The 25,323-nt window shown below is 31.1% G+C and carries 20 protein-coding genes; 16 read left to right on the forward strand and 4 right to left on the reverse strand.

Features of this window, described 5'->3' with window-relative positions; all coding sequences use genetic code 11:
• Positions 1-112 precede the first annotated feature (112 nt).
• From hsdR to L8U37_RS03155, 5 genes are all read left to right on the forward strand, one after another.
• On the forward strand, positions 113-2,425 hold the full coding sequence (gene hsdR / locus L8U37_RS03135; protein WP_263728571.1) for an EcoAI/FtnUII family type I restriction enzme subunit R: 2,313 nt from the start codon (positions 113-115) through the stop codon (positions 2,423-2,425).
• 10 nt (positions 2,426-2,435) lie between these two features.
• The gene (locus tag L8U37_RS03140) at positions 2,436-3,650 is read left to right on the forward strand and encodes a hypothetical protein (RefSeq protein WP_263728572.1); all 1,215 of its coding nucleotides are present in this window, start codon (positions 2,436-2,438) and stop codon (positions 3,648-3,650) included.
• Positions 3,647-4,828, forward strand: coding sequence for a restriction endonuclease subunit S (locus tag L8U37_RS03145; RefSeq protein ID WP_263728573.1), 1,182 nt, complete (start codon positions 3,647-3,649; stop codon positions 4,826-4,828). The genes L8U37_RS03140 and L8U37_RS03145 overlap by 4 nt, the downstream gene beginning before the upstream one ends.
• An 87-nt stretch (positions 4,829-4,915) precedes the next feature.
• Positions 4,916-5,944 carry a virulence RhuM family protein gene (locus L8U37_RS03150; RefSeq protein ID WP_263659477.1) on the forward strand — a complete coding sequence of 343 codons (1,029 nt, stop codon included), beginning with the start codon at positions 4,916-4,918 and terminating at the stop codon, positions 5,942-5,944.
• A complete protein-coding gene (locus tag L8U37_RS03155; protein ID WP_263659478.1) occupies positions 5,934-7,427 on the forward strand; it encodes a type I restriction-modification system subunit M in 1,494 nt (497 codons plus the stop codon). Before L8U37_RS03150 ends, L8U37_RS03155 begins: the two co-directional genes overlap by 11 nt.
• On the opposite strand, the gene L8U37_RS03160 is transcribed toward L8U37_RS03155, so the two are convergent.
• From L8U37_RS03160 to L8U37_RS03175, 4 genes are read right to left on the reverse strand one after another with little or no spacing between them, the layout of a single operon-like run.
• Positions 7,424-8,605, reverse strand: a complete 1,182-nt coding sequence (locus L8U37_RS03160; protein WP_263659479.1) for a molybdopterin molybdotransferase MoeA — start codon at positions 8,603-8,605, stop codon at positions 7,424-7,426. The genes L8U37_RS03155 and L8U37_RS03160 overlap by 4 nt on opposite strands.
• 1 nt (position 8,606) lies before the next feature.
• On the reverse strand, positions 8,607-9,053 hold the full coding sequence (locus L8U37_RS03165; protein WP_039627992.1) for a molybdopterin synthase catalytic subunit: 447 nt from the start codon (positions 9,051-9,053) through the stop codon (positions 8,607-8,609).
• Between the two features lie 3 nt (positions 9,054-9,056).
• Positions 9,057-9,278 carry a molybdopterin synthase, small subunit gene (locus tag L8U37_RS03170; RefSeq protein WP_039617593.1) on the reverse strand — a complete coding sequence of 74 codons (222 nt, stop codon included), beginning with the start codon at positions 9,276-9,278 and terminating at the stop codon, positions 9,057-9,059.
• Between the two features lie 11 nt (positions 9,279-9,289).
• On the reverse strand, positions 9,290-10,834 hold the full coding sequence (locus L8U37_RS03175) for a multicopper oxidase family protein (protein ID WP_263659480.1): 1,545 nt from the start codon (positions 10,832-10,834) through the stop codon (positions 9,290-9,292).
• 144 nt (positions 10,835-10,978) lie between these two features.
• Between L8U37_RS03175 and nspC the strand changes: the two genes are divergently transcribed.
• The 11 genes from nspC (at position 10,979) to putP (ending at position 25,319) form a co-directional block, all read left to right on the forward strand.
• Complete coding sequence (gene nspC / locus L8U37_RS03180) at positions 10,979-12,142, forward strand: carboxynorspermidine decarboxylase (RefSeq protein WP_263728575.1); 1,164 nt, start codon at positions 10,979-10,981, stop codon at positions 12,140-12,142.
• Positions 12,143-12,278: 136 nt separating this feature from the next.
• On the forward strand, positions 12,279-13,208 hold the full coding sequence (locus tag L8U37_RS03185; protein ID WP_039627999.1) for a formate dehydrogenase subunit gamma: 930 nt from the start codon (positions 12,279-12,281) through the stop codon (positions 13,206-13,208).
• 63 nt (positions 13,209-13,271) lie between these two features.
• Positions 13,272-13,952 carry a molecular chaperone gene (locus L8U37_RS03190; RefSeq protein WP_263728576.1) on the forward strand — a complete coding sequence of 227 codons (681 nt, stop codon included), beginning with the start codon at positions 13,272-13,274 and terminating at the stop codon, positions 13,950-13,952.
• Positions 13,953-14,127: 175 nt separating this feature from the next.
• Positions 14,128-14,331 carry a twin-arginine translocation signal domain-containing protein gene (locus tag L8U37_RS03195; protein WP_133319416.1) on the forward strand — a complete coding sequence of 68 codons (204 nt, stop codon included), beginning with the start codon at positions 14,128-14,130 and terminating at the stop codon, positions 14,329-14,331.
• A 16-nt stretch (positions 14,332-14,347) separates the two neighbouring features.
• Entirely contained in the window at positions 14,348-17,170 is a 2,823-nt protein-coding gene (locus L8U37_RS03200; protein ID WP_263660534.1) for a formate dehydrogenase subunit alpha, read from the forward strand.
• A 10-nt stretch (positions 17,171-17,180) separates the two neighbouring features.
• On the forward strand, positions 17,181-17,750 hold the full coding sequence (fdh3B, locus tag L8U37_RS03205; protein WP_133319414.1) for a formate dehydrogenase FDH3 subunit beta: 570 nt from the start codon (positions 17,181-17,183) through the stop codon (positions 17,748-17,750).
• A gap of 55 nt (positions 17,751-17,805) precedes the next feature.
• On the forward strand, positions 17,806-18,534 hold the full coding sequence (locus L8U37_RS03210; RefSeq protein WP_263728577.1) for a winged helix-turn-helix domain-containing protein: 729 nt from the start codon (positions 17,806-17,808) through the stop codon (positions 18,532-18,534).
• Between the two features lie 48 nt (positions 18,535-18,582).
• The gene (gene yedF, locus L8U37_RS03215; protein WP_133319412.1) at positions 18,583-19,161 is read left to right on the forward strand and encodes a sulfurtransferase-like selenium metabolism protein YedF; all 579 of its coding nucleotides are present in this window, start codon (positions 18,583-18,585) and stop codon (positions 19,159-19,161) included.
• The gene (gene selD / locus L8U37_RS03220) at positions 19,158-20,189 is read left to right on the forward strand and encodes a selenide, water dikinase SelD (protein WP_263728578.1); all 1,032 of its coding nucleotides are present in this window, start codon (positions 19,158-19,160) and stop codon (positions 20,187-20,189) included. Before yedF ends, selD begins: the two co-directional genes overlap by 4 nt.
• A gap of 138 nt (positions 20,190-20,327) precedes the next feature.
• Positions 20,328-23,825, forward strand: coding sequence for a bifunctional proline dehydrogenase/L-glutamate gamma-semialdehyde dehydrogenase (locus L8U37_RS03225; RefSeq protein WP_263728579.1), 3,498 nt, complete (start codon positions 20,328-20,330; stop codon positions 23,823-23,825).
• Between the two features lie 12 nt (positions 23,826-23,837).
• Entirely contained in the window at positions 23,838-25,319 is a 1,482-nt protein-coding gene (putP, locus tag L8U37_RS03230) for a sodium/proline symporter PutP (protein ID WP_263728581.1), read from the forward strand.
• The last annotated feature ends 4 nt before the right edge of the window (positions 25,320-25,323 follow it).

The following is a 25,323-nucleotide window of genomic DNA, read 5'->3' on the forward strand; positions in this document are numbered from 1 at the left end:
TTTTTATTGCAATAGGGAAAATAAAGTAAGATACTATACTAAAGGTGCGTTTGTGGGTTTTGGTTTGATTTTTATGGTATAATTATTTAAATTTTTTATCCATAAGGAAGCCATGAAACTTAAGCATTTTTCAGAAGATGATACTAGAGTTAAACTCATAGATGTAAAACTTCACACTAGCTCTTGGAGTGAAGAAAATATCATAAGAAATTATTATTTTACCGATGGGCGTAAGCTTATAGGAAATAAAAGAGGCGAAAGAAAATTTGCAGATTATTTGTTGAAATTTCAAAACAATAATCTTGCTATCATAGAAGCTAAAAAACAAAGCAAAGATCCTTTAGATGGCTTGTCTCAAGGCATAGAATATGCTAAAATTTTAAATGTAGCATTTGTATATAGCACTAATGGCGATAAAATTTATGAATACAACCTAAAAACTTCAAGCGGTGAGTATATAGAAAAATTTCCAACCCCAAATGAGCTTTTTGCTAGGATTTATGGAAATTTAAAAGAATGGCAATACAAGCTTTTATCACAGCGAGAATTATACATACCCCAAAAAGAATTAAGATATTATCAAAAGATCGCAGTTGATAAAGTCATAGAAGCTTTGATTAACGGTAAAAATAGAATTTTACTCACTCTTGCTACAGGCACAGGTAAAACCACTATAGCCTTTGCTTTGTGTTATCGTTTGCTTGAAGCTAGGTGGAATAAAACAAATCAAGACAAAAAACCTAAGATATTATTTTTATGTGATAGGGTGAGTTTAAGAGATCAAGCTTTAGGAGAGTTTAATCCTATAGAGGGAGATTGCGTGGCAGTGAGTGCGCAAGAGTTGAGAAAAAATAATGGCAGAGTGCCTACAAGTGCAAATGTGTTTTTTGGAATTTATCAAAGTCTAGCTTCAAATTCAAAAGAACAAGAAAATGTTAATGAAGAACAAGAAAGCAAATTCTACTTACAATACCCCAAAGACTTTTTTGATCTTATCATCATCGATGAATGCCACAGAGGTGGAGCGAATGAAGAAGGTAGTTGGGCAGGGGTGTTAGAGTACTTTTCATCGGCCACGCATTTAGGGCTTACTGCTACGCCTAAAAAAAGCGATAATGTAGATACTTATAGGTATTTTGGCGAAAGTATATATGAGTATAGTCTTAAAGATGGTATAGAAGATGGCTTTTTAACTCCTTATAAAGTTAAGCGTGTTACGACTACGCTTAGTGAAGGCTATGTGTACAACCCTGATGATATCATAGAAGGTGAGTTAGAAAAAGGCTTTTATAAGATCAATGAATTTGAAAGAAATATTCACTTACCTCAATACAACGATTTTCTAGCTAAAGAAATTTTAAAGCTCATCAACCCTATGGACAAAACCATCATCTTTTGTGCTAACCAAGCCCATGCAAGTGAAGTAAAAAGAGCCATTGATAAATTTAAAAGTGTAAAAAGAGATGACTACTGCGTGAGGGTTACAAGTGATGAGGGTAAAATAGGGCTTGAGTACTTAAAGCAGTTTCAAGATAATGACAAAAGCTACCCTGTGATACTCACTAGTTCTAAAATGCTAACCACAGGAGTAGATGCTAGAAATGTCCGCAACATAGTGCTTTTGGCAAATATAGGTTCTATCATAGAATTTAAGCAAATCATCGGAAGAGGCACTAGGGTGTATGAGGGAAAAGACTTTTTTACTATACTAGATTTTACCGGAGTAACAAGACTTTTTTATGATCCTAAATGGGATGGCGAGCAGATCAAAGATGAAGAAAAAACCGAGGTAAAAACTATACAAAACAAAAGAGAGCAAAGCAACCCTAAAGAAGCAACTAAGCAAAAAGAAGTCACCGTGCATTTAAAAGGCACCAAACTAAAAGTGCTTGATATAACGACAAGCTACATAGGAGATAGCGACAAGCCACTTAGCACAAAAGAATTTTTGGAATTTTTAGTAGGAAAATTAGCAGAATTTTATAACGATGAGACAAGGTTACGCGAGATTTGGAGTAACCAAGCAAGCAGGAAAGAATTTTTACAAAAACTTGAAAAAGACCGCATAAGCGAGCAGGTTTTGGAAGAATTGACAGTGATTTTTGAGCAAAAAGACTGCGATGTGTATGATGTGCTAGCACACTTAAGCTTTAACAGCGAGATAAAAACACGCCATGAACGCGTGCTAAATGTAAAAAATAGTGCATTTTTAAAACGCTTCCAAAAAGAAAAAGCCTTAAAGCTTGTCGAGTTTTTACTAGATAGGTATCAAGAGTATGGCATAAAAGACTTTGATAGTGGGTTAAAAACACTTATAGATCTTAGCTCTTTAGGTAGCGTAAAAGAGCTAGTGAGTGAATTTGAAGGTATGGAAAATTTAAAAAAATGCATTGATGATTTACAAAGGGAGATTTATTTAAATTAAAGGATAATTTATGGAAGAAATACAAAAAATACAAGAAGAAATAAGTAGTATAAGAAGTGATATTTTAAAAAAATATAAATATATAAATGAAAAATACAATTTAATTTGTGGAGAAAATAATAATAAATCTTTATATGACCAAATAGAAGATATAAGAAATGACATAGATTATAAGCTAAATGATTTAGATGGTCAAATTAGTAATTTTAATAAATTTTATGATGAAACTTTTGGAGAAATTGAAGCAGAAAATAATGAAAGAAACGGTGGGTTAAAAAAAGAATTAGAAAATTTAAAAGAAAATATAGAAGAATTTGAAAATGAAGCAAATGATAAACTTAAAGTAATACAAGAAAAATATAATTTAATTTGTGGAGAAGATAATGATGAATCTTTATATGACCAAATAGAAAATGTAAAAAGTGATATAGAAAAACAATTACAAGATTTATCAACTAAAATCAATCATTTTAATAAATTTTATGATGAAACTTTTGGAGAATTTGTTAAAGAAAGCAATGCAAGAAATGGTGGATTAAAACAAGAATTACAAGATTTAAAACAAGAATTACAAGATTATATTAAAACGCAAAAAGAAGCATTTGAGTTATATGAAAAAGAGAAAAAGGATAAATTTATTGAAATAGAAAAAGATATTAAAAAACTATTAGGTGGTGCTACTAATGGTTCTTTAGCTCATTCTTATGAAATATCTAAAGAGAATTATTGTTGGCCTATTGTAGGTTGGAATTGCGTGGTATTTGTTTCTATATTTTCAATAATTGGTCTTTCAGGTGAATTAGTAATCAATCAGTTAAACAAGATAAACGCTAATGATTATATGGGTATTCTTAGTTTAGCTGTATTAAGATTACCTATTTATATTTCATTAGTTTGGTTAGGTATTTTTTCGACTAGAAGACGCAATGAAATAAAAAGACTTCAAGAAGAGTATAAACACAAAGAAACGGTTGCTAAAACATACTATGGATACCAAGAACAAATGGAAAAATTAAGCGATAATGAAAAAGCAAAAGAGTTACAAGAAAGATTAATGTCTAATTTGGTAGATATGATTAATCAAAATCCAAATATAACTTTGGATAAAATAAAACAAGAAAATACACCTATGATAGATTTTGTAGAAAAAATATCAAAACTACCAAAAGATGGGCAAGATATAGTAAAAGATATGATAAATAAAATAAGCATTGGAACAAAATGACAAAATTACCGCAGGGTTGGGAAGTTAAAAAGCTTGGGGAAATTTTTAATATTGAAAGAGGAGGCTCTCCTAGACCGATTAAAGAATTTTTAACGGATAAAGAAGATGGTATAAATTGGATTAAAATAGGTGATATAAAAAATCAAAAATATCTTTATGCAACAGAAGAAAAAATTATACAAGAAGGACTTAAAAAAAGCAAATTGGTTATCGAGGGGGATTTATTAGTTTCAAATTCCATGAGTTTTGGCAAACCTGTTATTGTAAAATTACAAAAAGGTGCAATTCACGATGGTTGGCTATTGTTAAAAGAAAAAATTAATTTAAATAAGGAATATTTTTACTATTTATTTTCTAGTAATTTTATGTATGACTTTTTATCTTATCAAGCTTCTGGCTCTACTGTAAAAAATTTAAATATAGATAAACTTAAACAAATCGAAATCCCACTACCACCTTTACAAGAGCAAGAAAGGATAGTGGGGATTTTAGATGAGAGTTTTGCAAAGATAGATGAGAGTATAAAAATTTTAGAGCAAGATTTGCTAAATTTAGATGAGTTAATCCAAAGTGCCTTGCAAAAAGCTTTTAACCCTTTAAAGGATAATACTAAGGAAAACTACAAACTCCCACAAGGTTGGGAGAAATTTAATTTCGATAATATTTTTTACAGCCCAAGTTCTAAAAATTATCAATTAAATACTAAGGATTATTTAGAAAAAGGTTGCATACCCATAATAGATCAATCTAAAAAATTTATTATTGGATATTCAAATAATTATGAAAAAGTATTTAAAATAAATAATTGCAATAACTCATGTATAATTTTTGGCGATCACACTAGGGTTTTAAAATTTATAGATTTTGATTTTATTGTTGGTGCAGATGGGGTAAAAATATTATTAAATAAAGACATAGAAAGATTTAATACAAAATTTTTATTTTTTCAACTATTATACAAAGATATTCCATTATTAGGATATCGAAGGCATTTTAGTGTGCTAAAACAAAATACTTTCAGTATTCCACCACTTAAAGAGCAAGAGCAAATCGCTTCGCATTTAGATGAACTTTCTTCTCATGTAAAAAATTTAAAGCAAAACTATCAAATGCAGATAAAAAATCTACAAGAGCTTAAAAAGTCCTTACTAGATAAAGCTTTTCAAGGAAGATTATAAATGTTAAAATTTTTATCAAATTTTAACATATGGGTTAGATATGTTAAAAATTTTTGATTTTTTTAGCATATTTTTTGAAGGATAAAAATGCAAAGAAACATCAAACGAAATCTTGCTATGGATTTTTTAAGTTTTAGTTTAGAAAATCAAGAAGATTTTTTAGAAGTGATTTATAAAGATGATGATATATGGCTTAGCGTGGCTTTAATGGCTAAGTTATTTGAATGTTCTAGTGATAATATTTATCTACACCTTAGTAATATCTATAAAGAAAATGAACTTGATAAAAATTCAACTTCCGAGGAAATCTCGGTAGTTCAAAAAGAGGGTAAAAGAGAAGTTAAAAGGAAGATAGCATTTTATAATCTTGATGTTATTATAAGTGTAGGGTATAGAATAAATTCTTATAAAGCCACAAAGTTTAGACAATGGGCTACAACAATCTTAAAACAATTTAGCATTAAAGGATATGTGTTAGATAAAGAGCGTTTGAAAAATGGTAGTGTGATAAATAAAAACTATTTTGATGAACTCTTAGAAGAAATCAGAGAAATAAGAGCTAGCGAAAGGTTGTTTTATCAAAAGATAACAGATATTTATACAACAGCGATTGATTATGACAAAAATGATGAATTGACTAAAGAGTTTTTTGCTAGTGTGCAAAATAAACTCCATTTTGCTACACATGGACACACTGCAGCAGAGCTTATAAAACAAAGAGCAGATCATAAAAAAGAAAATATGGGACTTTATACATGGAAAAATGCCCCTGAAGGAAAAATTTTACAAAGCGATGTGGTGATTGCTAAAAATTATCTTAGTCAAGATGAACTTTTAGAGTTAAATCGTATAGTTGGTATGTATCTTGACTATGCTGAAGATAGAGCAAAGAAAAACATAGCTATGACTATGCAAGATTGGAAAGATAGATTAGATATTTTTTTAGAATTTAATGAAAGAGAAATTTTAAAAGATAATGGCAAAATAAGTAAGAAATTAGCAGATGATTTTGCTAAGGAAGAATTTTATAAATTTAGAGTTATTCAAGATAAAAACTATAAGTCAGATTTTGATAAGGTTATTTTAAAAGCTTTAAAGGATAAAAATGCAAAGTAAAATCGATAAAATCACAGATATTCTAAGACGCGATGATGGCATAAGCGGTGCTATGCATTATAGTGAGCAGATTAGCTGGGTGCTTTTTTTGAAATTTTTAGATGATTATGAAGAAGAGTTAAAGCTAGAAGCTGAGCTAGATGAAAAGCCTTATAGGGCTATTTTGCAAGAAAAATTTAGTTGGAGGGCTTGGGCAGCACCTAAAACAAGTGAAGGAAAGCTTGATGTAAAAAACGCTTTAAGTGGAAGTGATTTGCTAAGCTTTGTGAATGATGAGCTTTTTCCATACCTAAAAAGTTTCAAAGATAATGAAAATTTCAAAAGTATAGAGTATAAGATAGGCGGAATTTTTGAATTTATAGACAACCGCATAGCTAATGGCCATACTTTAAGAGAGGTTATAAATTTAGTTGATGAGCTAAGTTTTAGCAAAGAAAGTGATGTATTTGCTTTGGGTGAGGTTTATGAGAAGCTTTTAAAAGACATGGGAAGTGATGGGGGAAATAGCGGGGAGTTTTATACCCCAAGACCTTTGGTTAGAGCTATGGTGGAGGTGCTAGACCCTAAAGCAAAAGAGAGAATTTACGATCCTGCGTGTGGGAGTTGTGGATTTTTAGTAGAGAGTTTTTTGCATATTCTCTATGAAGATAGGGCAAAAAAGAAAAAAGCAAATTTGAGTGTGGAGGAACTTGAATTTTTACAAAATGATGCCTTGTTCGGTAAAGAAAAAACTCCACTTAGTTATGCAATGGGTGTGATGAATATGATTTTACATGAGGTTAAGTCCCCAAATATCATCAAAACCAATACTCTAAATAAAAAAATCACAGACATAACTGAAAATGAAAAATACGAAGTGATTTTGGCAAATCCTCCTTTTGGTGGTAAAGAAAAAGATCAAATTCAAAATAACTTTCCTGTAAAATCAAACGCTACTGAGCTTTTGTTTTTACAACATATTTTAAAGTCTTTGAAAAACAATGGAAGATGTGCCATAGTAGTGCCTGAAGGGGTGCTTTTTCAAAATTCAAATGCCTTTGTGAGTGTAAAAAAAGACTTGCTAGAAAATTTTAATCTTGAATGTGTTTTAAGCTTGCCAAGTGGGATATTTTTACCTTATAGTGCGGTAAAAACTAATGTGCTTTTTTTCTCTAAAGGGCAAAGAAGCATTTGTGGTGAAAATGATGAAAGTGTCTATTACTATGAGCTTGTACCACCTTTTAAATTGACTAAAAATAAACCTTTAGAATACACGCATTTGCAAGAATTTTTAAAATGTTATAAAGAAAGAAAAATCACGGCTAATTCTTATTTGGTAAGTAAAAAAGAACTTGAAGAAAGAAATTATGATTTAAGTGCTAAAAATCCAAATACAAAAGAAGAAAAAACCTTGCGTGAAGTGAGTGAAATTTTAAGCGAGTTAGAGCAAAATCAAAAACAAGCAAAAATGCTTTTTGAAAAAATTCAAAAAGCACTTGTTTAAGGCATAAAAATTATATCAACCAAATCATTTTCTTTTATATCATCATTTGCTATCATAAGTGCAGCTTTGTTGTTTAAATTATTTATGATAGCACTTGAACCTTGTTTTTTGCCTTTTAAATTGGCATAAATTTTTCCGTCTTTAAATTCTACATTACAAGCTACAAATTCTAAATGCGGACTTTTTTTCTTATAGTCAGTATTTGCAAATGCCTTAAATACATAGTCTTTTTCTTGTAAAAGCCAAGCATTTAAAAGTTCTCTTACATATAAATTAAACATTACCATAGCCGAGTATGGAAAACCCGGTAGAGCAAAGATGAATTTGTCTTCAAATTTGGCTATTTTGATGTGTTTGCCAGGCTTTACATCGACTTTGTCTAGGATGACTTCGTACTCTTTAACAGCTTGTTTTAAAAAATCAAAATCCCCCATGGAAACTCCACCGGTGGTAACTAAAATATCACACGCATTAAGTGCTTGTTTTAAAACACTTGGGGTTTTTTGCATATCATCTTTTAAAAGTGGAAAAATTCTAGCTTCAGCACCAAGTTTTTTTGCCATATTAGCTATGGCTACATGGTTTGATGAGCGAATTTGTGCAGAGTGCTCTAAGCTTTCGCCTAAGTCTTTGATTTCACTTCCACTACTTAGCACGCCTATGATAGGTTTAGCAAATACACTAATGTGAAAATATCCAAGCTCAGCTAAAAGTGCTATCTCGCTATAGCCTAGCTTTGTGCCTTTTGTGAGTAAAATTTCACCTTCGGTGTAGCTCTCGCCCACCTTTCTTACAGCAAAGCCTTGTGGAACTTTTTCTTTTATATAAATCACACCATTTTTAACTTCAACTTTTTCCACAGGCACTAAGGTATCACAACCTTCACTCATCAAAGAGCCTGTAAAGGTTTTAACACATTCTTTATTTTGTATTTTAAAGCTTGGAAAAATTCCCGCAGGTACTTCGCCTATGATAGACAAAGGCTCATCTTGCTCACTAAATTTAATCGCATAGCCATCCATAGAAGCAGTAGGAAATTGAGGGTTGTTAGTAGAAGCTTTGATGTCTATGGCTAAAATTCTATCTAAGCACTGTGTTAAAGCGATATTTTCTATCTTTTCATATGCTTGTATGTGTGAATGAAGTATGTCTAAACTTTGACTATAAGAAGTTAGCATTTTAGTCCTTAGTGCTTAAAATTCCTGCTCCTTGAAGTTTCAAAGAGCGTTCTTTGGCATAAATTTTTTCGCCATTAATGATATCATATTTCCATATAGGCGCACTTGCTTTAAAATCTTCTACAAAATCATTAATTAACTTAAGTCCTAATTTTCTTTGCTTACTTAAAACCCCAGCAAAATAAGAACTCTCATGCACCTTAACTTCACCGATAGAGTGAGCAAACATCAAGCTTACATTTTCATTTGCAAGTTTTTGGCACCATTTTTCAAACCAAGTTTTTAATAAAGGCTCATATATATCAAAACTCAAAGCCTCAATCTCATCTTCAGCCCTCACTATACCGCAAAATGTGATTAAAGCTCCGCAGTTTTTATCTTTAGCATATTCATACCATCTAGCATAAATGCTAGGAATTTCTAAGGCTCCTTGATGTAATTCAAACATAACTCATCCTCCACAAACCGGTGGTAATAAACAAATTTTATCCCCATCTTTTAAGGTAGTTTCATCATCAAAAACCATTTCATCATTTAAAGCAACTGCACAAAGTTCAAGCCATTCTTTTAAGCTTTCATCTTGCCCTAAAATTGCTTTTAATTCTTTAAGATTACTTACATTTAGTTCTAAGCTTTCTTTGTTAATTGGCCCTAGAAATTCAACTTTTACCATTTTTTTTACCTTTATTCTTTGATTTCTAAAATTCCCATCATTCCAAGATCTTCATGCTCTAAAATATGGCAGTGAAACATTCTAATACCGGTAAATTTTTGACTCATTCTAAGTCTTAATTCTTCTCCAGGTCTTACATTAATCGTATCTTGCAATGCTCTGAATTTTGCTTTTGTTATTTTACCTTTAAATTTAGAAGATATGAGTTCAAATTGTGTTCCATGTATATGGAAAGGATGATCCATATGCGATTTGTTTTTTATTACCCATTCTTCTACTTCATTTAATTTTGAGGTTAAATCCGTTCTATTCATATCAAATGTTTTACCATTGATTAAAAACATAGAGGCAAGGCTTTTTTTGATTTCTTCTTCACTTTTTTTACTAATACCATGCATTTGCATATGATCTTCACTCATAATCACTTCTTTAAAGCTTGTAGCTTCTTTTAAAGGTGGAAATTCTCGTAGCTTTTCAGGTATGTTTTCTATAGTTTTTTCTACTTTAAGATCAGCTAACATAAGAGTGTAAGGTTCTTCTTTAACAAGCATTTTATCGCGGTCATAATAAGTACTTTCAAGTTTAAATTCACCCTTACTTGCTTTGATTAGCACTTCTACTCTTGAAGCAGGACTTAAAAATAACTCATCTAATTCAACACCTTTTTCTATAAGCCCTCCATCAGTTCCTACTAAAATAAATTTAGCACCTTTAATGCGTAAATTTAAATATCTTGCCGCACAAAAATTATAAATACGAATTCTTTGAGCTTTGTCAAGTGTTATTTTTGGTTTTAATTGTCCATTGATAAGAACTAAATTTCCTTCTCTGCCATTTAGCCAATCAAATAAATTATTATCAGGAATTTGTGCGTTTTCATCTAAACGCAAATCACTAATCACCCAATCTTGTTCTTGTAAATGCGACAACGCATCTTTTTTAGCTTTTACTACAAATACCCCTGCTAAGCCTTTATAAACTTGCTTTGCTGTGGTGTAGTGTGGGTGTGGATGATACCAGTAGGTTCCTGCTGAATTTTCTCCAAGTTTAAAGCGATAAATTCTTTCTCTACCAGGCATGATAGGATCGTGTGGGTTGCCATCTTGCTCAGGTGGTATGTCAAGTCCATGCCAGTGGATAGTAGTTGGCTCTTTTAAACTATTTTTTACCAAAATTTCTACAGTATCACCTTCATAAACTTCTATTTTAGGTCCAGGTATAGAGCCATTGTAAGTAAAGCATTTTGTTTTTTTACCTTTAACAAGCTCTATTTGACTTTCTTTGATTTCTATACTTGATCTAAAGAAATTTTTCTTTGTACTTGTGTTTTTTAGAAGTTTTAAATTTGCTAATGTTTGTCCGCTAGGAAAGTCTTTTTCATCGAGTAGTTTAATGTTTGGATTTTCTAGTTTTATAAAAGAAGTATTGATTTCTTTTGTATCTTTTTGTGTATGTTTTGAGTGCATATTATGATGAGAATGATCCCCCATTGCATAAGCACTGCTAATACTTGCTAAACCTAAAGCATTAAATTTTAAAAATAACCTTCTATCCATTAAATTTTTACTCCTAAATTAATTTTGATTTGGATTTTGATTATAGCTATTATTTGATTAATGATTGTAAATTATAAAAACAAGATATAATTTTAATATGATTTGTTATACAAGTGGTTTTAAATCAAAAATTAAGGACAAATAATGCTAATTAAAAATCATTTAGATAAAGACTTTCAAACCCCTGCTTATATTTTAGAAGAAGACAAGCTTAGAAAAAATTGTGAGCTTTTAGCTAAAGTGAGTGAGCAAAGTGGAGCAAAAGTCTTGCTTGCTCTAAAAGGTTTTGCTTTTTCAGGTGCTATGGATATAGTGGGTGAGTATCTATCAGGTTGTACTTGCAGTGGGCTTTGGGAAGCTAAATTTGCAAAAGAATATATGAATAAAGAAATTCATACTTTTTCACCTGCTTTTAAAGATGATGAAATAGATGAAATCATAGATCTTTCACACCATATAGTATTTAATTCTTTTAATCAGTTTAAAAAATTTAAAGATAAAGCAAGCCACAAGTCTCTTGGTTTGCGTTGTAATCCAGAGCTTTCAGTGGCTCCAAAAGAACTTTATAATCCTTGTGGTAGATTTTCAAGATTAGGAATTCGTGCGATTGATTTTGAAAATGAAGATTTAAGTGCTTTAAGTGGGCTTCATTTTCATGCTTTGTGTGAAGAAAGTGCGCATTCTTTAGAGCTTGTATTAAATGCTTTTGAGGCTAAATTTTCAAAATTTATTAAAAATATAAAATGGGTTAATTTTGGTGGAGGCCATCATATTACTAAAGAAGGTTATGACACGCAAAAACTAATTGATCTTTGTAAAAAATTTAGCGATAAATACGGTGTGCAAGTGTATCTTGAGCCAGGTGAGGCTGTGGGTTGGCAGTGCGGGACTTTAGTTGCAAGTGTAATAGATATAGTAGAAAATGAGAAAAAAATAGCTATTTTAGATACTTCAAGCGAAGCTCATATGCCAGATACTATCATTATGCCTTATACAAGCGAGGTTTTAAATGCTAGAATTTTATCAAGTCGTGATGGACAAAATTACAGCGAGTTAAAAGAAAATGAATTTGCTTATTTACTTGGTGGTAATACTTGCTTAGCAGGGGATATCATGGGTGAGTATGCTTTTAATCAAGAGTTAAAAATAGGGCAAAAAATAGTATTTTTAGATCAAATTCATTATTCCATAGTTAAAAACACCACTTTTAATGGAGTAAGACTTCCAAATTTAATATTCTTAGATAAGAATGAAAATTTATCTACGATAAGAGAGTTTTGTTATGAAAATTATTCAAAAAGAAACTAAAAATTGAGTTTTTTTGTAGTTTTTTGCAAATTTATGTTTTTTAAATAAAACTTTTTTTAAAATAAAAATGGAAACTGAAAATTAACAAAACTACAATGCTAAGCTTTTTCTAGCGTGTAATGTTTAGGAGTAATTTATGCATAGAGTTATACTAGCTCTTTTAGCCTGTTTTAACTTTCTATTTGCTCAAGAAAATTTTGAAGTTAAAAATACTCAAATTTGGGATGTGCAAAGAGTGATGAATATAGAAAGTTATCAAAATTTTGGTGCTTTGTGGACTAAACTGCAAGGTGAGTATATTGCAAGTGCTGTTTTGATTATACTTATAGTGGTAATTTCAGCTTTTGCTTTGCATTATATGGTCATAGGTCCAAAGAAATTTTCTCATGATGGTAAGAAAATTTACGCTTTTTCAGTATTTGAAAGATTGTTTCATTTTGTAGCAGCAATCTCTTGGATTATCCTTGTACCAACCGGACTTATTATGATTTTTGGATCGTATTTTGGCGGTGGATTTTTTGTAAGAATGTGTAAAAACTTACATGGTATTGCTACTATTTTATTTATCATTTCTATCATTCCTATGCTTTTGTGTTGGATTAAAAGAATGCTTCCTGCAAGTTATGATTTAAGATGGATGATGATAGTAGGTGGATATTTAAGCAAAGAGAAAAAACCTGTGCCTGCGGGTAAGTTTAACTTTGGTCAAAAATCTTGGTATTATATAGCTGTTTTTGGTGGCTTTTTGATGATAATCACTGGTGCGTTTATGTTTTTTCTTGATTTTAATTCTACTTCTTTGCAATCTATTTTTGGCATTTCTCATATAGATATTTTAAGAGCTTCAGCTATCATCCATAATATTTTGGGTATTTTATGTGCAGTATTTTTTGCTATTCATATTTACATGGCCGTATTTGCTATTAAAGGAAGTATCCACTCTATGATTAGTGGCTATAAAGAAGAAGAGGAAGTTTATATTTTACATTCTTATTGGTATAAAGAATTAAGCGATAAAAAACAAATCAATCCATCGTTTACTTACGATTCTAAAACAAAATTTTAAAATCTCACTTGATTTTTTTAAATTTTCCTTGTTATAATCAAATAAAAATAACAAGGAAAATTAATGATACAAGATATTGATCTTTCGCGCAAATATTTTTATGAATTTTTTTCAAAAGCTTTTAATTTTATCGACGAAAATGAGTTTAAAATTTGGCATGAGCAAGTTTTAGTTTTAGCTCAAAGTCCTTTAGATGATAGTTTAAAGTCTGATTTTGAAAAACTTAGTGCATGTGATTTTGCAAGTTTTAAAGAAGAACAAAATGGAGTGTTTTTTGATTTTTCTTATGTGAATGTGCCTATTAGTGCTTCTTTTTATGATGAGGGTAGGGATGATGGTAAAATGAAGCTTCAAGCCTGTGAAATTATTAGAAAAACCAAATTTAGAAAAAAAGAAGATTGCAGGCAAAGTGAAGATGAATTTGGCTTTTTGTTTGCTTTTATGGCAAGTATTATTGAGCATGATTTAAAAGTTGCACAGCAATTATTTCGTTTTGTGATAAACCCTGTAATAGATGAGTTTATAGAAAAATTACAAATCCACAAAAACTCAAATTTTTACATTGCTATTGCCAATATTATGAAAGTCTTTTTTGCAAATGAAAGAGCTTATTTGGAAGTACAAGCACCTATAAAAAAAGAAGGTAAAAGTGTAGCAGATGAGGCTTTACAAAGACTTCCTTATGAGCCAAGACTTCCTACTAAATTTAGCAAAACAAATATAGAAGAACTTAGTAAATTATAGAAATTAATATGTATTTTGTTACCAAAATACATATTATCAAAATCATCTTTTTATGAAAATAGAAATTAAATAAAATCTTAAGTGAAAATATGCAAAATTTATTTTGTTAAGTGTATAAATACTTTGAAAATAAGTATTTATAGTTATTCTTTACTTTTATTTCAAAGGAGAGAACATGGAGGCCAATCAAAGAAGGGATTTTTTAAAAAAATCTTTGAAAATTGGTGCTTTAGGGGTAGTAGCTGGGGCAAGTGTGAATGCTTTAGCTAAAGATGATTACCAAGAGCAAAATACCGTAGTTTTAGGAAAAAGTACTAAAAAAGAAGTGCTTTATAGAAAAACTATGCATTGGGAAAAATACTACAAAATAGCTTATTAATTAAGAAAGGAAGAAGATGGCATTAGCAAGAAGAAATTTTCTTAAGCTTGCTGGTATTGCTGGTCTTGGAAGTGCGGCTTTTGGTAGTGAAAACAAAGCTATTAGAGCTGCAAGTGAACAAGAAGTAGCAAATCCTTATCCAGATTCTAAGATTGTTAGAACAATCTGTAGTATCTGTAGTGCAGGCTGTGGAATTAAAGCAGAAGTGCAAGATGGAGTTTGGGTGCGTCAAGAAAACGCTATAGAACATCCTATTTCTCAAGGATCACACTGCTGTAAAGGGATAGATCAAATCGATCTTACTAAATCAAAGCAGCGTATTAAATATCCTATGAAAAAAGAAAATGGCAAATGGGTACGTTTAACTTGGGAACAAGCTATCAATGAAATTGGCGATAAAATGCTTGAAATCCGTAAAGAAAATGGACCTGATAGCGTTATGTTTTTAGGTTCAGCTAAATTTAATAACCAACAAGCTTATTATTTTAGAAAATTTGCAGCATTTTGGGGTACTAACAATATAGACCACGTTGCTAGAATTTGACACAGCGCAACAGTCGCCGGTGTGGCGAATACATGGGGTTATGGCGCTATGACAAATCATTTTGGTGATGTGACTAAACACTCAAAAATGATGATTATTTTTGGTGCAAATACTGCTGTGGCAAATCCTATCGGATTTAAACACTTATTACAAGCAAAAGATCGTAATAATGCTAAATTGGTAGTTGTAGATCCTGTATTTACAAAAACTGCAGTACATGCTGATGAATATGTAAGAATTCGTCCAGGTACAGATATAGCTTTAGTTTATGGTATGCTTCATTTGATCTTCAAAAACGGTTGGGAAGATAAAGAATTAATCAAAACTAGAACTTATGGGGTTGAAGAAATAAAAGCGGAGGCTGTTAAATGGACTCCTGAAGTTGTAGAAGATGTAACAGGTGTTCCAGCTGCTCAACTTGAAAAAATCACAAGAATGTTAGCTACAATCAAACCTGCTACGCTATTTTGGGCTTTAGGTATTACTCAACACTCGGTAGGTAGCTCCAACACAAGAATTCTAGCTATCTTACAACTCGTTCTTGGTAATATAGGCAAACCAGGTGCAGGAACAAACATCATTAGAGGTCATGATAATGTTCAAGGTGCTACTGATATGGGCTGTTTGGCTGATACTTTACCAGCTTATTATGGGCTTGATGATAATGCGTGGAATCATTTTGCTAATTTTTGGAATGTAGATAGAGAATATTTAAATTCAAGATTTTATTCTAAAGAATGGATGCATGAAAAAGGTTTTTCACTAGCAAAATGGTGGCAAGGCGTTTTACATGAAGAAAAAACTTATTCTAACTCACCTATCCGTGTGCTTTGGGTGCAAGGAACGGGTATTACTTCTATGGCGCATACGGTAAAAATTCAAGAAGCGCTTAAAAAACTTGATATGATTGTAATCGCTGAACCTTTTGTAAATGAAGTAGCAGTTTTAGCAGATCGTTCTGATGGTATTTATATTATCCCTGCTTGTACTCAATTTGAAACAGAAGGTTATGTCACTGCGACTAATCGTGCTATGCAATGGCGTTCTCAAGTAGTAAAACCAATTTATGAAAGCAAAGAAGATCAAGAGATTATGTTTGCTTTTGCTAAAAAATTCGGCTTTTATAAAGAATACACTCGCGGTATGAAAATGGAATTGAAAGATCATAAGCTTGTACAAACAAGAGATGATAATGATGATAATTTTATATGGCCTGATGATGCTACAAGAGAAATGAGTAATGGTCTTTTAAGTATAGGCTTAAGAGGTATTTCAGCTGAACGCTTAAGAAAACACCAACAAAATTGGGAACATTTTGATCCTGATACTCAAAGAGGTCTTGGTGGTGAAGTTAAAGGCGAATACTATGGCTTACCTTGGCCTTGTTGGGATGAACAACATCCGGGAACTTCTATATTATGGAATACTGATGTGCCTTATGAAGAAGGCGGTATGGGCTTTAGAAACCGCTTTGGTTTGGAGCATGAAGGACATTCTCAATTAGCAGATGATGCCTTTACTCCAAAAGGATGTAAAGTTAAAGGTGGTTACCCACAAATCACTAAGGCAAATATTGAAAAAGTATTTAATATCAAACTAAGTGATAGCGAAAAAGAATTAATGGGCGCTAGCTGGAGTACAGATATTTCAGGTATTATTTTAGAAAAATGTAGAGAAAAGAGTGCTTGCTGTTTAGGTAATGCAAGAGCTAGAATGAAAGTTTGGGAATTTGCAGATCCTATTCCACTACATAGAGAGCCTATTCACTCACCTCGTTGGGATTTGGTTAAAAAATATCCTACTTGGGGCGATCAAGAGAAAAACTTCAGAGTTGAGAGTAAATTTATCAGCGAGCAACAAAAGAAAGATTGGAGCAAAGAGTTTCCAACTATCATTTCAAGTATGCGTTTAGTAAATTTAAGTGGTGCAGGTATGCTTGAGAGAACTAGTAAATATCTTGCTGCAATTACACCTGAAATGTTTGCTAATGTTCACCCTGAACTTGCCTTAAAATATGGTATAAATGATGGAGATATGATGTGGATTCATTCACCGCAAGGTACTAAGATTAAAGTAAAATGTGTGCATAATCATTCTGTTACACCGGATAGAATTTGCTTGCCTTATAACTTTGCGGGTATTATGCAAGGAGTGGATTTAAGTTATAATTATCCTGAAGGCACTAGACCTTATACTATAGGTGAAAGTTCTAACACGGTTACTAACTATGGTTTTGATATAAATACGCAAATTTCTGAATTTAATGCAGGACTTTGCAGACTTGAAAAGGCTTAAGGGGTAAGTTATGGCTAGAATGAAATTTTATGTAGATAATAATCGCTGTATTTCTTGCTTTGCTTGTCAAGTGGCTTGTTCAAGTGCGCACGAAGTGCCAGTGGGGATTAATAGAAGAAAGGTAATCACTCTAAATGAAGGCATAGAAGGAAAAGAGTTTTCAACAACTCTTGCCTGCCAACACTGCACAGATGCTCCATGTGAGCAAGTTTGTCCTGTAAAATGCTTTTATATTAGAGCTGATGGTATTGTTTTACATGATAAAAAAACTTGTATAGGTTGTGGGTATTGTCTTTATGCATGTCCTTTTGGTGCTCCACAATTTCCAAGAGATGGTGCTTTTGGTATTAAAGGTCAAATGGATAAATGTACTATGTGTGCAGGTGGTCCTGAACCTACTAACTCTCATGAAGAAAGAGAACTTTATGGACAAAATCGTATCGCAGAAGGTAAAGTGCCTATGTGTGCTGCGGTTTGTTCTACAAATGCACTTTTGGTTGGTGATGCAGCTGAAGTTAGTGCAATGTATAGAAAAAGAGTTTTGCTTAAGGGCCAAAATTTAGGACTTGATGCAAAATAACCCAAAGGGTGTTTACAGGCACCCTTTTTTACTACTTATGATCCAAGGTTAATTCATGGAAGAATTAAATTTAAAAATTCAAAAAAATCTTGATGAAAATAATAAACTTACTTGTAAAAAAGCACTAGAGCTTTTAAAACAATACTCCAAAGAAGATTTTCAAGCTAGTATAAAAAAAATGGATGTAAAAATTTCAGATTGCGAGTTAGGTCAATTTGGAAAGTTAAATAAAAATATAGCAAAAAGTGAAATTTTAGAAAAATTAGAAACAAAACTAGATTCTAAGCGTCGCATATCATGTAAAGATGCTTTAGAATGTGCTAAAAACTTTAATATGGCTGATATGAGAGCTACGCTTAAAACTTATAAAATTGATGTTAAATACTGCGAACTTGGTTGTTTTGAAGAAAAAAAAGGTAAAAAATTTCATATAAAAAGCAAAATTTGGGTAGAAAATCCTGATGGAGAATTACTTTTTGGTAAAGGGAAAACAGATATTTTAGAATTAGTTGGAGAATGTGGAAGTATTTCCCAAGCGGCTAAACAATTAGGGATTAATTATAAAAAAGCTTGGCTTTATATACAGGATTTAGAAAAAAATATGAAAGAAGAATTGCTCATTGCTAAAAAAGGAAGAGGAAGTCAATCAGGTAGTAAGCTTACTCCAAGAGCTTATGAGTTAATTCAAAATTTTAAAATTTTACAACAAGATGTAGAAGAATACACTAATAAACGCTTTAAAGAATTATTTTTCAAGAAAAATCAGGAAAAAGATAAAACTTAATTTGAATACAAGTTATAAAAATATATCATTAAGTAAAAAAGGTAAAAAATGAAAATTGATTGTAGAGATTTAGCTTGTCCGCGTCCTGTGATAGAGACAAAAAAGGCTTTAGAAGAGTTAAAAGAAAATGAAAATTTAGAAATTCTTTTAAATTCTCAAGCTTCTAAAGAAAATGTAATGAGGTTTTTAAAATCTTTAAATTTGAACTTTAGTGTGAAAGATGTAAATGATGAAAGTATTATTAGCATTATAAAAGATGGTGATATAGTTCAAATTCAAGAACAAAATTTACAAGAATATAATGTGTTGTTTTTAAAAAGCGATAAAGTAGGTGAAGGGGAGCTTGGGAAAAATCTAATGCTAGGTTTTTTAAAAACCTTAAAAGATTTACCTAATAAACCTGTAAAAATCCTTTGCGTTAATGATAGTGTTTTAATGAATACTGATTGTTCTCATATGGCTTTTGAAGCTATGAAAGAGCTTGAAAATTTAGGGGTTGAAATTTATAGTTGTGGGGCATGTTTGGAATTTTTTGGTAAAACTAAAGAGCTTAAAATAGGCAAAATAGGTAATGCTTATGAAATTTTAAATGAACTTTTTGGAAAGGCAAAGATTATTTCTTTATGATATATAAAGATCAAAAACTAACTCAATATGTAAAAGCTGCGGGTTGAGCTGCCAAACTAGACTCGGTGGGTCTTGACAAAATTCTTGGCATTTTAAAACCGCATGAAAACATTTTAAGTGGTATTAATAATAATGAAGATGCAAGTGTTTATAAGCTAAATGAAGATTTAGCTTTAGTGCAAACACTTGATTTTATCACACCTGTGGTTGATAGTGCGTATCATTTTGGTGTTATAGCTGCTGCCAATGCTTTAAGTGATGTATTTGCTATGGGTGCTGAGGTGATTAATGCCTTAAATATTGTAGGCTTTGATACTTGTCATTTTAACAATGAAATTTTACTTGAAGTTTTAGAAGGTGCTAGAGCTAAGGTTGAAGAAGCTGGTGCTGTACTAGTAGGTGGCCATACTATAGAAAATGATGAATTTATTTTTGGTCTTAGTGTGACAGGTGTAGTTCATCCTAAGAAATTTATAGCTAATAATAGTGCAAAAGATGGTGATGTTATTTTACTTACTAAGCCTATAGGTAGTGGCATTATTAGTACTGCTATCAAGGCTGGTTTGCTAGAAAAAGCAAAGATTTTAAAAGCAATAGAGCAAATGAGTTTTTTAAATCTTTACGCAAGTCGTATTTTAAAGGGGTTTAAAAGTCTTAGTGCTTTAAGTGATGTTACTGGTTTTGGCCTTTTGGGGCATTTAAAAGAAATGTTAAATGAAGAAATTATGATAGAAGTGTATAAAAATGAAATTCCTTTAATGGATGGAGTTTTGCCAATGGCTAATATAGGGATAATCCCAGCAGGAGCTTATAAAAATAAAGATAGCCTAAAAATTTGGGTTGATAATTTAAATGAAAAAGATGAAGATATAGTGTATTTTGATCCTCAAACTTCAGGTGGACTTTTAGCTGCAATGAGTGAAAAAGATGCAAATGAGGCTTTGAAAATTTTGAAAGATTACAATATAGAGGCAAAGATTATTGCTAGATGTGTAAGAAATACTCATAATTATTTATTATTACACTAATATTTTATTTACAATTAAAAATATATGTTTATATTTGTTACTTTTTTACATAAAAAAATAAATTATAAATAAATATATGTTGATTTTTGTGGCTATTTTTGTATCATAAAAGATATTAATTACTAAATGGAGGAAGAAATGATACAAAAAGCTTTGCAATTAGCTGAAGAATTACAAAGAAAAATAGAAAGTAATATCTCTCAAAGTGAAAAAGAATTTCACGCCAAAATGCAAAAACTTTTAAACAATCCTAAAAATAAAGTGATGTTGATTGAGCTTTTAGATCGCTCTTTTAGATGTAAAGATAAAAGTGCGAGTTTTGAGCTTATAGAGCATACTTTAAACAAATATGGTATAGCAGATTTTTTTAGTGCTTTTGAAAAATTTTTGCTTTTTTCATTTTTAAATTTTGGAAAATTTGCACCAACTCTTAGTGTGCCATTTTTCATTAAGCATTTAAGAGAAGATACTAAAGCTATGGTTTTAGATGCAAATCCTAATGTTTTAGAGCCTCATATGCGTAAAAGAAAAGATGAAGATAAAATTACCTTAAATGTAAATTTAATTGGTGAAGAGGTTTTGGGTGAGGCTGAGAGTGCTTATAGAGTAAAAAAATATGAAGAAGCATTAAAAACAAGCTATATTACTTATATTTCAATTAAAATCACTACCATTTTTTCTCAAATTAATATCATTGATTTTGAATACTCTAAAGATGAAGTGGTAAAAAGATTGGATAAATTATATGCTCTTGCTTTAGAAGAAGAAAAAAAGCAAGGTGTGTCTAAATTTATCAATCTTGACATGGAAGAATTTAGAGATTTAGAATTAACCGTTGAAGCTTTTATGGAAAGTATTGCAAAGTATAATATTAAAGCAGGTATCGTTTTACAAGCTTATCTTCCTGATTCTTATGAATATTTGAAAAAACTTTTTGCTTTTTCAAAAGAAAGAGTTTTAAAAGGTATGAAGCCTATAAAAATTCGCTTTGTTAAAGGAGCGAATATGGAAAGTGAAGAAACTATAGCTTCGCAAAGAGGTTGGGCTCTACCTACTTTTTATAAAAAAATTGACACAGATAGTAATTATAAGAAAATGCTTGATTTTGTCTTAGAGGGTGATAATTATAAATATATTAATGTAGGTATTGCGAGTCACAATTTATTTGAAATTGCTTATGCTTATACTAGAATTTCACAAGCAGGAGCTTTATCATCTTTTACTTTTGAAATGCTTGAAGGTATGAGTTTGCAATGCTCTTATGAGCTTTCTAAAATGCATGATCTTATACTTTATGCACCGGTGTGTGATGAAGCGCATTTTAATAATGCCATTGCTTACTTAGTAAGAAGACTTGATGAAAATACTAGTGAAGATAATTTCATGAGATATTTTTTCAACCTTAAAATCAATGATAAAAATTGGCAAATGCAAAAAGAATTATTTATAAAATCTTTAGAAGGCGTTGCTAGTTTGGATAATTCTACTCATAGAACTCAAGATAGAAATAATGAGATAAAGGCTATTAGTTCTTATGAGAGTAAAGAATTTAAAAACGAACCTGATACAGATTTTATCTTAAAAGCAAATAGAGAATGGGCTAAAAATATAAGAACTAAATATGAAAATTTAGAAAATTATGATGTGTATCCGGTTGCAAAAGAAGAAATTAAAAATGAAAATTTACAAGTAATAGAAGTTAAAGATAAAATCAAAAATCGCACTATAGGTAAAGCACATTTAGCAGGCCAAAAAGAGATTAAATATGCTTTAGATGTAGCTAAGAGCTCAAATTTTAGTGATTTAAGTCATGATGAAATTTATAAAATTTTAGCAAAAACTGCTCAACTTGTTAGAGATCGTAGAGGAGATTTAATAGGTATAGCAGCTTTAGAAGTAGGAAAAACTTTCTTAGAGATTGATCCTGAAGTTAGTGAGGCTATAGACTTTTTAGAATTTTACCCACATTCTTTGGAAAAACTAAAAGAGCAAAATCCAAATACTACTTTTAAAGCAAAAGGCATAGGTGTGGTAATTGCACCATGGAATTTTCCAGTAGGTATTTCAGTAGGAACCATAGCAGCACCTTTGGCTGCAGGTAATAAAGTAATATATAAGCCATCATCTTTATCCATGCTAACAGGTTATATGCTTTGTAAATGCTTTTGGGATGCGGGAATTCCAAAAGATGCTTTGATTTTCTTACCTGCTAAAGGTAGTGATATATCAAAATACTTGCTTGTTGATCAAAGTGTGAAATTTTCAGTATTAACCGGTGGAGAAGAAACTGCTTATGCAATGCTCAAAGCTAATCCAACCTTACTTTTAAGTGCTGAAACAGGCGGTAAAAATGCAACTATTGTTTCTAAATTTGCTGATCGTGATAGTGCGATTAAAAATATCATTCATTCAGCATTTTCAAATTCAGGTCAAAAATGCTCTGCTACTTCTTTACTTGTTTTGGAAGAAGAAGTTTATGAAGATGAGGAATTTAAAAAGACCTTGGTAGATGCTGCTAGTTCTATGGCGGTTGGAAATCCATTTGTATTTAAAAATAAACTTGGAGCTTTAGCAGATAAACCAGATGTAAAACTGCAAAAAGCATTAGATGAGCTAGCTCCATATGAAAGTTGGGCTTTAAAACCTAAATTTGTAGATGATAATCCTTATCTTTTAACTCCAGGGATTAAATATGGTACTAAAAAAGGTGATTTTACGCACATGAATGAGCTTTTTGCACCAATCTTAACTGTAATGAAAGCAAAAGATTTAAAAGAAGCTATTGATATAGTAAATTCTACAGGCTATGGACTTACAGCAGGATTTGAAAGTTTAGATGAGAGAGAATGGGAATACTTCCACACTCACATAGAGGCAGGAAATATTTACATCAATAAACCAACAACAGGAGCTATAGTTCTTAGACAACCTTTTGGTGGTATTAAAAAATCAGCCATTGGTTTTGGTAGAAAAGTTGGAATTTATAATTACATCACTCAATTTTTAGATATAGAGCAAAGTCAAGCTGATCAAAATGTTTTAGATAATGAGTTAGTATCAAATTTAAATGCTTTAAGCTTGGATTTAAATGAAAAAGATAAAGCTGATTTTGAAGTCATTAAAGCTATGGCAAGAAGCTATGCTTATCATGCAAAACATGAATTTGCAAGTGCAAAAGATTATGTCAATATAAGAGGTGAGGATAATATTTTCTCTTATACAAAGGTTAAAAATATCGCTTATAGAGTACATAAAGATGATAGTTTAAAAGATATTTTAGGGGTTATTTTAGCAGCCAGTGTGCTAAATATTGATCTTATTTTAAGTTATGATGAGCATGAGAAAATAGATCTTGTGCAAAAGATTAATCAAAAAATTAGTTCAAAAACTTTATTCCTTAAAGAAAGTAAAGAAAATTTCATTAGCAAAATAGCTGATTATGAAAGAATTCGTTATTTTGCTCCATTAAATATTAATGATGAAATTTTCATAAAAGCAGCAAGTTGCGCAAAAATCATTGCCAATGCTAAGCCTTTAATGAACGGACGTTTTGAGTTGCTTTTATATCATAATGAAAAAGCTTTAAGTATATCTTTCCACCGTTATGGAAATTTAGGCATTCGTGCTTTAAAATAAAAAGGAGAAAAAATGGAGGTTGTACACATTAACACTCAAATTGCGATAATGTTTGTCGCATATTCAGCATTAATGCTTTTTATTGGATTTTATTTTTATAAACAAAATAAAAACTCAGAGGATTATTTTTTAGGTGGTCGTTCTATGGGGCCAGTAGTTTCAGCACTTAGTGCTGGAGCTTCTGATATGAGTGGTTGGCTTTTAATGGGTTTACCGGGAGCTTTATATGTAAGTGGTTTAGCTGAAAGCTATATTGCAATAGGTCTTAGTATAGGAGCATTTTTAAACTGGGCTTTTGTAGCAAAAAGACTTAGAATTTATACTAGTGTGATTGCAAATTCTATTACAATTCCAGATTATTTTGAAACAAGATTTGATGATGATAAGCATATATTAAGAATAGTTTGTGCTATTGTTATTTTGATATTCTTTACTTTTTATGTTTCTTCAGGACTTGTAGGTGGAGCAAAGCTTTTTGAAGCAACTTTTGGAATCCAATATGATTATGCACTTACTACAGGAACTGTGATTATAGTTGCTTATACATTTTTGGGTGGATATAAGGCAGTTTGTTGGACGGATTTGATTCAGGGTTTATTAATGATGAGTGCCTTGATTATCGTACCTATAGTGATGATTTATCATTTGGGTGGCTTTAGTGAAGCTGTTAATATAGTCAAAGAAATTAAGCCAAATACTTTTTCTATGGGGGAAGGATTGAGCTTTTTGGGTATAGTTTCAGCGCTTTCTTGGGGGCTTGGGTATTTTGGTCAGCCACATATTTTGGTGCGTTTTATGTCTATAAGATCAACTAAAGATATTCCAACTGCTACTTTTGTAGGAATTTCTTGGATGGTTATATCTTTAATTGGAGCTTGTTTGATAGGTATTTTAGGTATAGCTTATGTGAGTAAATTTGAGCTTAGTTTGCAAGATCCTGAAAAGATTTTTATCGTAATGTCGCAATTGCTTTTCAATCCTTGGATAGCAGGTGTTTTATTAAGTGCTATTTTGGCAGCTATTATGAGCACAGCAAGTTCGCAATTACTTGTTTCAAGTTCAACTATAGCAGAAGATTTTTATAAAAGAATTTTTAACAAAGAAGCGTCCAATAAAACAGTGATGACTTTGGGTAGATTTGGTGTTTTAGCAGTAGCTGTGATAGCTTTTATTATTTCTACTGATAAAAACTCAAGCGTATTAAGTATAGTAGCTTATGCTTGGGCAGGGTTTGGAGCAAGTTTTGGTTCTGTAATGCTCTTTTCGTTATTTTGGTCAAAAATGACTAGATATGCTGCTATTGCAGGTATGATTACCGGTGCAGTTGTAGTTGTAGTATATAAAAATTTCTTAGCAGAGTGGCTTGATTTTCCTATTTATGAAATCATTCCAGGATTTTTAGCTGCTTCTGTTGTGATTATTTTAGTGAGCATGGTAACTAAAGTTCGCCCAGGAACTAAAGCAGCTTATGAAACAATGCTAAAACATCTCTAATACT

This window comes from Campylobacter sp. RKI_CA19_01122 (genome assembly GCF_025771325.1).
In the GTDB taxonomy this organism is placed as follows: Bacteria; Campylobacterota; Campylobacteria; order Campylobacterales; family Campylobacteraceae; genus Campylobacter_D; species Campylobacter_D lari_D.

Excerpts from the sequence above, each read along its gene's own strand:
- hsdR (WP_263728571.1), top strand. The coding sequence starts at position 113 with ATGAAACTTAAGCATTTTTCAGAAGATGATACTAGAGTTAAACTCATA.
- L8U37_RS03175 (WP_263659480.1), bottom strand. The coding sequence starts at position 10,834 with ATGGATAGAAGGTTATTTTTAAAATTTAATGCTTTAGGTTTAGCAAGT.
- L8U37_RS03210 (WP_263728577.1), top strand. The coding sequence starts at position 17,806 with ATGGAAGAATTAAATTTAAAAATTCAAAAAAATCTTGATGAAAATAAT.
- L8U37_RS03160 (WP_263659479.1), bottom strand. The coding sequence starts at position 8,605 with ATGCTAACTTCTTATAGTCAAAGTTTAGACATACTTCATTCACACATA.
- nspC (WP_263728575.1), top strand. The coding sequence starts at position 10,979 with ATGCTAATTAAAAATCATTTAGATAAAGACTTTCAAACCCCTGCTTAT.
- L8U37_RS03150 (WP_263659477.1), top strand. The coding sequence starts at position 4,916 with ATGCAAAGAAACATCAAACGAAATCTTGCTATGGATTTTTTAAGTTTT.
- L8U37_RS03155 (WP_263659478.1), top strand. The coding sequence starts at position 5,934 with ATGCAAAGTAAAATCGATAAAATCACAGATATTCTAAGACGCGATGAT.
- L8U37_RS03190 (WP_263728576.1), top strand. The coding sequence starts at position 13,272 with ATGATACAAGATATTGATCTTTCGCGCAAATATTTTTATGAATTTTTT.
- yedF (WP_133319412.1), top strand. The coding sequence starts at position 18,583 with ATGAAAATTGATTGTAGAGATTTAGCTTGTCCGCGTCCTGTGATAGAG.
- fdh3B (WP_133319414.1), top strand. The coding sequence starts at position 17,181 with ATGGCTAGAATGAAATTTTATGTAGATAATAATCGCTGTATTTCTTGC.
- L8U37_RS03140 (WP_263728572.1), top strand. The coding sequence starts at position 2,436 with ATGGAAGAAATACAAAAAATACAAGAAGAAATAAGTAGTATAAGAAGT.
- L8U37_RS03185 (WP_039627999.1), top strand. The coding sequence starts at position 12,279 with ATGCATAGAGTTATACTAGCTCTTTTAGCCTGTTTTAACTTTCTATTT.
- L8U37_RS03195 (WP_133319416.1), top strand. The coding sequence starts at position 14,128 with ATGGAGGCCAATCAAAGAAGGGATTTTTTAAAAAAATCTTTGAAAATT.
- L8U37_RS03145 (WP_263728573.1), top strand. The coding sequence starts at position 3,647 with ATGACAAAATTACCGCAGGGTTGGGAAGTTAAAAAGCTTGGGGAAATT.
- L8U37_RS03225 (WP_263728579.1), top strand. The coding sequence starts at position 20,328 with ATGATACAAAAAGCTTTGCAATTAGCTGAAGAATTACAAAGAAAAATA.
- putP (WP_263728581.1), top strand. The coding sequence starts at position 23,838 with ATGGAGGTTGTACACATTAACACTCAAATTGCGATAATGTTTGTCGCA.
- L8U37_RS03165 (WP_039627992.1), bottom strand. The coding sequence starts at position 9,053 with ATGTTTGAATTACATCAAGGAGCCTTAGAAATTCCTAGCATTTATGCT.
- L8U37_RS03170 (WP_039617593.1), bottom strand. The coding sequence starts at position 9,278 with ATGGTAAAAGTTGAATTTCTAGGGCCAATTAACAAAGAAAGCTTAGAA.